The sequence below is a fragment of the Lysinibacillus sp. genome (assembly GCF_032093475.1).
Lineage (GTDB): Bacteria > Bacillota > Bacilli > Bacillales_A > Planococcaceae > Lysinibacillus > Lysinibacillus irui.
This window is the reverse complement of record NZ_DAMDAY010000108.1, coordinates 5,759-15,429: the sequence shown is the minus strand read 5'-3', so window position 1 is coordinate 15,429 and position 9,671 is coordinate 5,759. Positions and strand designations below refer to the sequence as shown.

General features: G+C 40.8%; 9 protein-coding genes and 1 pseudogene. 2 read left to right on the top strand and 8 right to left on the bottom strand.

What is annotated here, in order from left to right; all coding sequences use genetic code 11:
- Positions 1–9: 9 nt before the first annotated feature.
- A complete protein-coding gene (locus tag RT445_RS18615; RefSeq protein WP_274796589.1) occupies positions 10–441 on the bottom strand; it encodes a GNAT family N-acetyltransferase in 432 nt (143 codons plus the stop codon).
- Between the two features lie 126 nt (positions 442–567).
- Here RT445_RS18615 and RT445_RS18610 point away from each other — a divergent pair, with 126 nt between their 5' ends.
- Positions 568–1,020 (top strand): MarR family winged helix-turn-helix transcriptional regulator, encoded by a 453-nt coding sequence (locus tag RT445_RS18610; RefSeq protein ID WP_274796588.1) that lies wholly within the window; start codon positions 568–570, stop codon positions 1,018–1,020.
- Between the two features lie 42 nt (positions 1,021–1,062).
- Here the strand turns inward: RT445_RS18610 and RT445_RS18605 are convergent, their stop codons facing one another.
- Positions 1,063–2,418: an aspartate aminotransferase family protein gene (locus RT445_RS18605; protein ID WP_313471249.1), complete on the bottom strand. Its 1,356-nt coding sequence runs from the start codon at positions 2,416–2,418 to the stop codon at positions 1,063–1,065.
- 140 nt (positions 2,419–2,558) lie between these two features.
- On the opposite strand from RT445_RS18605, the gene RT445_RS18600 reads away from it, so the two are divergent.
- Positions 2,559–4,196 carry a PucR family transcriptional regulator gene (locus tag RT445_RS18600; RefSeq protein WP_274796586.1) on the top strand — a complete coding sequence of 546 codons (1,638 nt, stop codon included), beginning with the start codon at positions 2,559–2,561 and terminating at the stop codon, positions 4,194–4,196.
- On the opposite strand, the gene RT445_RS18595 is transcribed toward RT445_RS18600, so the two are convergent.
- The 6 genes and pseudogenes from RT445_RS18595 to RT445_RS18570 form a co-directional block, all read right to left on the bottom strand.
- The gene (locus tag RT445_RS18595; RefSeq protein ID WP_312507093.1) at positions 4,185–5,012 is read right to left on the bottom strand and encodes an ABC transporter permease; all 828 of its coding nucleotides are present in this window, start codon (positions 5,010–5,012) and stop codon (positions 4,185–4,187) included. The two genes, RT445_RS18600 and RT445_RS18595, sit on opposite strands and share 12 nt — an antisense overlap.
- A gap of 12 nt (positions 5,013–5,024) precedes the next feature.
- The gene (locus RT445_RS18590; protein ID WP_313471246.1) at positions 5,025–5,966 is read right to left on the bottom strand and encodes an ABC transporter permease; all 942 of its coding nucleotides are present in this window, start codon (positions 5,964–5,966) and stop codon (positions 5,025–5,027) included.
- 16 nt (positions 5,967–5,982) lie between these two features.
- On the bottom strand, positions 5,983–7,539 hold the full coding sequence (locus RT445_RS18585; RefSeq protein WP_313471244.1) for an ABC transporter substrate-binding protein: 1,557 nt from the start codon (positions 7,537–7,539) through the stop codon (positions 5,983–5,985).
- A gap of 17 nt (positions 7,540–7,556) precedes the next feature.
- A complete protein-coding gene (locus tag RT445_RS18580) occupies positions 7,557–8,528 on the bottom strand; it encodes a P1 family peptidase (protein ID WP_274796582.1) in 972 nt (323 codons plus the stop codon).
- Positions 8,529–8,566: 38 nt separating this feature from the next.
- Positions 8,567–9,544: an ABC transporter ATP-binding protein gene (locus RT445_RS18575; RefSeq protein WP_312507095.1), complete on the bottom strand. Its 978-nt coding sequence runs from the start codon at positions 9,542–9,544 to the stop codon at positions 8,567–8,569.
- Positions 9,513–9,671: pseudogene (locus RT445_RS18570) on the bottom strand (peptide ABC transporter ATP-binding protein); the annotation flags it as partial. The gene RT445_RS18575 and the pseudogene RT445_RS18570, both read right to left, overlap by 32 nt.

Here is a 9,671-nt window from a genome sequence, read left to right as displayed (position 1 = left end):
GAAAAATGACTACCAATATTTTTTCATTAGAATATGAGGGATGCCACAATCCATGAATTCTTCACCTTCACGCTGATAGCCTAATTTTTCATAAAAGCCCTCTGCATAGGATTGGGCATTTAGCTTTGCTTTTGTTAGGCCTTTATCTCGTGCGATTTGTTCTAAACCAACGATAATTTCTTTGCCAAGACCATATTTGCGGTATTCCTCCAAAACGCAAATACGCTCTAATTTGCCATAGCCCTCCACTACTCGAAGTCTACCTGTTCCAACAGGTTGCTCGTTGTAATAGACAAGAATATGATCACATGGTGCATCAAGCGCATCAAATTCATCATATTCTTCTTCCTCTGGGACTTGTTGCTCTTCGATAAAAACGTTACGTCGAAAATCAAACGCTGTTTGTAATTCTGCTTCAGTTGTTACCTTTTTTATACTCATGACTATTCCTCCTAGCTTCTTCTGCATCACCATCTTCCTTAGATGCAATTTCACGTTGAAGATGATACTATTAGTATAGAACGATTTTTATTGCAAATACAACAAAAATCTCAGGAGGATTAAAAAATGAAGGAAATCTTACGTGAAATAGGCGCGATTGCACGAGCATTAGATTCAATTAGTAATATTGAATTTAAGGAGTTAGATTTAACGAAGGGACAATATTTATATGTGATTCGAATTTGTGAAAACCCTGGCATCATTCAGGAAAAGGTCGCGGAGCTTTTGAAGGTGGATCGCACTACTGCTTCACGAGCTATTAAAAAATTAGAGACAAAGGGCTTTATTGAAAAACGTATTGAGCAGGGGAATAAGAAAAATAAATTACTCTTTCCAACTGCAAAAAGCTTGGACATTTATCCCTTTTTAAAACGGGAAGGTGAATACTCTAATGCGCGTGCACTCGAAGGGTTCTCGTCAGAGGAAATCGACAGCATCCACAGTCTTTTGACGCGTGTTTTGCATAATGTAGAAATAGATTGGGAAGAAGTGAAAAAAGGTCATAAACGACAATACTAAAGGCGATTCCCCGTGCTTCCACACGTCGGGAATCGCCTCCTGCTATGCATTAGCTGCAAATACTCTTTTTAATACCGCCACCATAAAGTCAACATCTTCATCGGTACAGCAAAGTGGTGGACTTAACGTAATGATATTATTGAAGCCCTCCACTGTATCGCCATTTTTCCCAACAATTAACCCATTTGCTTGACAATCAGCGATAATTTTTGCGATTAGTTCTGGCTTTGCCGGTGTTTGGGATTGTTTATCTTCCACTAGTTCGATGCCAATAAGTAAGCCTAGGCCACGAACATCTCCAACAAAAGGTAGCTCCAATAAGTCTTGCAAATCATGTAGGAATTGAATACCCAAATCTCTTGCTCGTTGTACAAGGCCCTCTTCCTCCAAAATTTTAATGTTTTCTAAAGCTACTGCACAGGCTGCTGGATTACCTCCGAACGTATTAATATGTCGAAAATGGCTATAGCCATCCATCTCTTTAAATTTTTCGTAAATATCTTTGCGTACTGCTGTAATGGATAACGGTAGATAGGCACTCGTTAATCCTTTTGCCATAGTAATGACATCAGGTCGAATATCGAAATGTTGATGACCAAAGAGCTTCCCTGTTCGCCCGAAGCCACATATTACTTCATCGATAATAAGTAATACGCCATGTTTTCTACAAATGCGCTCGACTTCCTTGACATATGTAGGGTGTGGGATAAGAACACCACCACCTGTTATCAGTGGCTCCATGATGACAGCGGCAATCGTTTCTTTTTGCTCCCAAATAATCTTTTCCTCCATTTCACGGGCACACGCTATATTGTAGGCCTCAACCGATTGCCCTTTTGGACGCCGATAATGATCTGGTGGGGCAACATGCAAGAAACCAGGTGTTAACGGCTCATACTTATATTTTCGTAATGCCTGCCCTGTGGCAGCTAATGCCCCAAGTGAGCTACCATGATAGCCCCGATAGCGAGCGATGATTTTATAGCGGGTCCCCTCCCCATTTTGTTGATGGTATTGGCGTATTATTTTAAAGGCCACCTCATTGGCATCAGAGCCGCTATTGGAATAAAACATCATATAGTCATCTTCTAATAAGCTATTAATTTTTTCAGCAAGTCGGATGGCAGGTTCATGACTTTGTGTTAAAGGAGCATAGCAAAGCTTTTTCAACTGCTCATAGGCAACCTTGGCAAGAGGCTCACGTCCATAGCCCACATTAACGGCCCATAAGCCTGACATGCCATCTAAAAAGCGATTGCCTAAACTATCGGTAATCCATGCGCCTTCTCCCTGTTCAATGATTATGGGCGCCCTGTCATTATGCATAGACATGTGATGCCAAACGTTTTCATGATCCTTTTGTTGTAAGGTATGTGTGAACTGATCGTTTCGCTCCATATAATGACCTCCAATCATGTATCATTGATGTCTTTTGATCTATCACCATTTTCCCTATTAATCGAGTTAATATTGAAATTTTCTGATTTATCTAACATAATAAAATAGACATTGTACATTCGAAGGGCAGGTGCTAAATTATGTCCAAACATCCTCTACTCGTACGTGATGTCCTCAAGCGTAAGCATTTTGAATCAGCGAAGCTCATTGCAGGACAGCAGGGTCTTGATCGTCAAGTTCTATGGACACATATTTTAGAAATAAAAAATGTTGACACTTTAATCAATGGTGGTGAACTGATTTTAACCACTGGTGTCGGTTTACAATTAGAACGTGAAACACAAATTGCCTACTTACAAAATCTGATACGCAATGAAGCTGCAGGTCTTTGTATTGAAATTGGAGACTATTTTGACCATGTCCCCGCAGAATTGATTGCCATGGCGAATGCCCATCATTTCCCTATTATCATCTTTGAAGAAATTGTACGATTTATCGATATTACGCAAGATTTACACACGTACATAATTAATCAACACCAGCAGGCACTTACACAGCTAGATACCTTATCCAAAACTTTTATGGAATTATCATTAATGCCGAATGGTATTTTAAAAATTTTACAAGTCCTCTATCAAGATACAGAGGCATCCTTTTTATTTGTCTCGGAAGATACTAAAAGCTTTTACTACCCTGTCGAGGCTAAAAAATTCTTACGTGTTATGGAGGAGCATTGTCAGCAGTTAGAACTACAAAAGCCCTTGCACCTTTTATCGATTGACGGGGATCATTTTGTCATTATTCCTGTCAATGGACTTGGACAAGTATGGGGCTATTTATGTATGCATTCTGGACTGCCAAAGCCGAGTGATTACACTCTATTAAACCTTGAACGCGCAACGATGTCGATTGCCCATATTTTAATGCGCAACCGCATGCTTCAGGAGCGCCAGCAAAGCCGAGAGGATGAGTTTATTCTTGCCTTAATTCAAGGTCAGCCAGTAGATATTCAGTACTATCAAAGCTATTTACCTATCGAAAGTCGTAATTTATTTTACCGAGTCATCGTGTTCAATCTACATGATGTAGCTAACGTTGTACCTGAAGAAGAGTGGCAGGAAATCCAATTGCAAAATGCCATGTATGTTCGTTCTATTTTAAAAAAACTAGGATTTTTCCCTACCGTATCGGTAAGACAGCATGAAATTATTATTTTAGCCTTTTACATTGCCGCAGATTATATGAAAGACAATCGGGATGCCTTCGATCAAGCAATTTCACAGATTACTGCTAGACGAGCTGCACAGTTTTTTGAGCAGCTCACCCTCAGCTGTGGCATAAGTCATGTCTATCAAGCAATCGAGAGTGTTCATCTTGGCTATAAGGAGGCTAAATCGGTCATCCAAATGCAGCATCATCAATTGACAAGCTCTATCTATTATAAGGATTTAGGTGTTTATCGATTATTATTACAGCAGGATCAAACTACCCTCCTGCAATATGTGAAAGATTATTTACAAGAGATTTTGCTGCTAGATCAGAAAAGTAGCCATGATTTATTTCAAACATTAGCAGTATATTTAACATGTAATGGGGCTAAAAATGATACGGCGGAACAACTGTATATCGTTCGTCAAACTCTTTATAAACGAATTGAACGGCTAGAAGGTATATTAGGTGCTGATTTTTTACAAGCTCCGCACCGCCTAAATATTGAAATGGCCGTTAAGGCATATGCGCTCTTGCAAAAAACAGCACCTGATTTATTACGATTTTGAACGTGGGTCCATAAAATCTCGTAAAGCGTTACTAAGCATATATAAACCGAGAACAAGAATTGTAATGGCTCCTCCAGGGGCATACGTATACCAAGGGGCACCTATTAGATAAGCTTGTGAATCTTTTAACATTCTGCCCCAGCTAGGGTTTGGTGGCTGTACCCCAAGCCCTAAATAGCTTAGGGCTGCCTCAGCTAACATCGCAGTTGCAAATGTCACAGTTGCTGCAACAATAATTTGCGACGAAATGTTCGGCAAAATATGACGGAACATAATGCTATGAGGCTTAACACCAATTAATTTTGCTGCTAGCACATATTCCGAATCCCGTTGCTGCACAAAGCCACTTCGTGCAATCCTCGCAATAGCAGGTATTGCGATAATGCCAAGTGCTATGGCGGTATTCGTAATACCTGGACCAAATACTGCCACAAGCATTAATGCTAATATAATGCCTGGAAAGGCCATTAACGCATCCATCGTCCGCATAAAAATTTCATCGATCCAGCCCCCAACATAGCCTGCAATCCCTCCGATCAGGATGCCAAACACCGTGCCAATTGCTACGGTTAATAGACCCACTGCAAAGGCTGTTTGTGTCCCCTTCATAATGCGACTAAAAATATCACGCCCGAACTCATCTGTGCCAAACATATATGCACCACCAGGTCCTCGCAATTTTTCTGGTATATTCATTGCGTTGACATCATGGGGTGTATAAAAAAAGCTAACAATCATGACGAGTAGAAAGCCAACAATCACGAGGAGACCAATGACTAAATTAATTTTTTTAGTATAGCGCTGTAGTTGTTTCATTGTAGCCACCTCTTAACGTAATCGAATTCTAGGGTCCAACACAGAATATAAAACATCAACAATAAAATTAATCATAACGACAGCTACGGTAATATACATGACAATTCCCTGTACAAGAGGGAAATCACGATTACTAATAGCCGTAATAAGAAGCTGACCGATTCCTGGTAATGAAAACACTTGCTCCACGATAATCGTGCCCGCTACAACCTCTGCCATTATCAAACCAAAAACCGTTAAAATCGGTATCATTGAATTTTTCAATACATGCTTATACATCACATTTTGTTCAGACATACCTTTACTGCGAATGGTGCGTACATAATCGAGCTGGACCTGCTCCAAAATAGCTGTTCGGACATAACGAAAATTAACAGCAATTTGTGGGATCGCAATCGTTAAAGCTGGCAGAATTAGTGTACTTAGTGCCCCTGCTACACTTTGCGTCCAAGGAATATAGCCACTAATTTTAAAGAAGCTGAACTGTAGGCCAATGTAAAGAATAAGCATCATCCCTAGCCAAAAGGATGGTACGGCCATACCAATTTGTGTAACCGTCGATAATGACACGTCACTTAATTTATTTTGTCTTCTTGCAGCAAACATTCCTAAAGGTAAGGAAATGATTAAGACAATGATGAGCGTGAGCCCTGCTAAAGACATGGTGACAGGAAGCCGATCAAATAATAACTCTTTTACAGGCATGGAAAATCGAATGGAATCCCCTAATTGCCCTGTCAATAAGCCCTTCATCCAATCCACATATTGTTCATAAAGAGGACGATCCAAGCCAAGCTCAGATCGTAAATTTTCAATTTGTGTGGAATCCGCCTCTGTTCCTAACATTGTACGAACCGGATCACCAGGTAATATTTGAAAAACACCAAATGTAATAATGGATACTAGAAGGATGGTTGTTATTAACAGGATGATTCGACGTAGGATATACATCATCAGCATTCATCCCTTTCTAGTTTGAAAACTTGACCTCTGACATATCGTGGAACCAGAATGGATAGCTCTTAAGCCCCGTCACTTGTTTGTCAGAACCCCAAACGATCTGGTAATCAGCAATATAAACTGCTGTAGCTTGCTCTGCTAAAATTTCCTGTGCTCGATGATAATAGTCTATTTGTTTTGCCTGATCTGTTTCCTTTAACACATCAGCCATAATTTTGTCGTATTCCTCATTTTTAAATAGGAAAAAGTTTTCGCTATCATTGGTAGAAATGTAATCATTCAAAATTTCGTAGGCAGATGCACGACCTGTTAAATCAATCGTTGTCATCTCATAATCGCGACCAAAGTAAACGCGATCTAGCCAAATGCCCCATTCCACTACTTCAATTTCGACATCAATCCCAATTTCTTGTAAATTCGCCACGACAATTTGTGCAATATTGGAGTAAATATCATTATGCGAGGATACCGTAATCTTGGTTTTAAAGCCATCCGGATAACCAGCTTCTGCTAATAATGCTTTCGCTTTTTCCACGTCTCGATCATACATACTTTCTAGGCCCTTCTTTTGGAAATCGCCCATTGCTGGACTCATATTAGAGCCAAGTGGTACAGCATAGCCTGCAAATACAGAATCAATGATATCGGCTTTACTAATCGCGTAGTTGATTGCTTGACGAACCTTGACATTATCAAATGGTGCCTTTGTTTCATTAAACGTAACGATTAAGGATGAGTTATTATTTTGATGTGATAAATTATAGCTAGCCTCTACCTCGCTAACACGGTGCCAAGGTACGCTCGTTAAATCTACCTCATTTGCCATCAAGCTCATAATCGCAGCTTGATCATCCGATTGGAAGGCAAAAGTTACTTTATTTAGGTAAGGCAATCCTTCCTGCCAGTATTGCTCATTTTTCTTGAGCTCTAAGTTGGTACCAGGTGCGTATTTCACAAAGGCAAATGGGCCTGTACCGATTGGATTTTCATTATGCTTCCCATCATTACTTTTAGGAATAATAGCTGACTGTCTTGCTGTTAATGAATACAGGAAATTAGAATTTGGCTCTTTTAGCTTTATAACAAATGTATTGGCATCTGGTGCCTCTGTAGATGCTACATTATCAAAGTTATTGGACATTTTTTCCCCTCCGTTTTTCCCCATTAAACGGTCAAAGGAATATTGAATATCCTCCATCGTTACATCATCGCCATTATGAAACTTCACACCTTGGCGAATTTTAAACGTATACGTTAAACCATCCTCAGAAATTTCGTAGCTCTCTGCCAGCCCTTCTTTTAGGGAGCCATCCGTTTCGGGTGCCATCAGTCCCTCAAAAATATTCAAAATCATTTGATAGGAAATGGACGCTGTTGCTTTATGCGGATCTAAAAAATCAGGATCATCATTGACACGTACAACGATTTCCTGTGGAACATCTGTAGTCGTTTGACCATCTGAAGTTCCTGTGCTCGCAGCATTTTTCTCTCCATCACTTGAACACGCACTCATGACCAATGCCATGATGAAAGTTATTAGCATAAACCCACTGTTTTTCAATTTCATGGTCGTTCCCCCTTTTCCTAAGTGCTTCTATTTTGAATGCTCGTATAGCTTTCAACATCTGCTAATTTTTCTGCAGCTTTAATACCAGCGAGAATGGCTTCCTCCATGACCTTTGTTGCTAAATGCCCTAAATAATCAAGCGCATAGCATTGATCTCCTGTACCGAGCACAAAAATTGTATCGCCATCGAGCATCGTGTGGACAGGATAAATCGTTCGTGCTAAAGCATTTTGTGTAAGCTGGGCAATCTTTTTAGCCTCCGCTTTCGTAAGCTTCGCATTCACTGCCACAACGCCAATGGTTGTATTCGTGCCAGCTAATGCCTCCGATTGAGCATGCTGCTCTAAATAGGTACAGCAGTCTAGCCACTGTCCTGATTGAGCATCTCTTGCTCCTGCTAAAATTTCCCTTGTAGCAGGATCCTTGATATCACCCACTGCATTGACAGCTACGATAGCACCCGCTACTAGACCATCTTTACCAGCATAGGAAGCACTACCAAGTCCACCCTTCATCGCAAAGTCAGGTCCTGCTAGTTTTCCAACCGTTGCGCCATAGCCAGCGCCGACATTGCCGTTTGGAAATGATCCAACTTGTGCTGCTTTTGCTGCTTCATAGCCCATAAGTGCAGTTGGTCGAGCTTGAGGATCTCCAATAAATAAATCGAACAATACAGCACTTGGAACAATAGGAATTTTTGCCACACCTGCATCTACTCCAATCCCTTGCTCCTCTAGAAACTGCATAACTCCAGTCGCCGCATCTAAACCAAAAGCACTCCCCCCAGATAAACAAATACCATGTACACGGTCAATCTCATTGATTGGGTCTAATGCATCCGTTTCACGAGTACCTGGTGCAGAGCCTCGGACATCCACCCCACATACTGCTCCGTGCTCCACTAAAAGTGCCGTGCAGCCAGTAATTCCTTCCTTGTTTTCCCTATGTCCCACCTTAATTCCAGGAACATCAGTTATATTGCCAAACATCACCAACACCTCAACCTTAAATAGTTTTAATATTCAGATTATTTATCATATAAAAAGCAGGCAACTCGCTGATTGGCATTTTCATGCTGAAGCATCGGTCTTTCCTGATGACACTTTTCCATAACAAACGGACAACGTGTATGAAAGACACAGCCAACAGGCGGATTCATTGGACTTGGTAATTCACCTTGTAAAAGTATTTCCTGTTTTGGCTCATCAAAATTAACAACAGGAATGGCAGAGAGCAATGCTTGAGTGTATGGATGCAATGGATTGGCATAAAGCTCTTTTTTTGTGCCTATTTCCACCACTCTACCTAAATACAACACCGCCACCCGGTCACTAATATGCTTCACAACGCTTAAATCATGGGAGATAAATAAATAGGTTAAATGAAATTCATCCTGTAAATCCATCATTAAGTTTAGTACTTGTGACTGAACCGATACATCGAGTGCCGACACAGGCTCATCCGCAATAATAAACTCTGGATGGATGGCTAGTGCCCTTGCAATACCAATACGTTGGCGCTGACCACCAGAAAATTCATGCGGAAACTTATGCATGGCATCCTCTGGTAGACCTACCTTTTGCAATAGCTCCTTAACACGCTCTTTTCGTTGTTCCTTTGTCAACGTTAATTGCAGCTTCATCGGTTCTTCAATAATAGAGCCAATCCGCTTGCGAGGATTAAGGGAAGCGAAGGGATCCTGAAAAATCATTTGCATTTGATTGCGATAGCTTTGCAGCTTGTTGCCCTTTAAATGCTGGATCGGTTGTCCCTTATACAAAACTTCTCCACCAGTTGGTTCAACAAGCTTTAAAATCGTTCGCCCAAATGTTGATTTTCCAGAGCCTGATTCGCCCACAATCCCAAGTGTTTCTCCTCTATAAATCTCAATCGAAATATCATCCACTGCTTTAATGACCTTTTTTTCCTCCTTCATGGACTTGCGCTTCACAGGAAAGTAGGCTTTTAAATGGTTAATTTCCAGCAAAACTTCTTTCTCCGTCATGAGCCAGCTCTCCTTTCTCTGTGAATAAATGACAGCGTACTTTATGTGCCTCCTGAATATGATGGATGGCTGGTTGCTCCTGATGACAATGTGCCATTACATGCGGACAACGAGGGGCAAAACGACA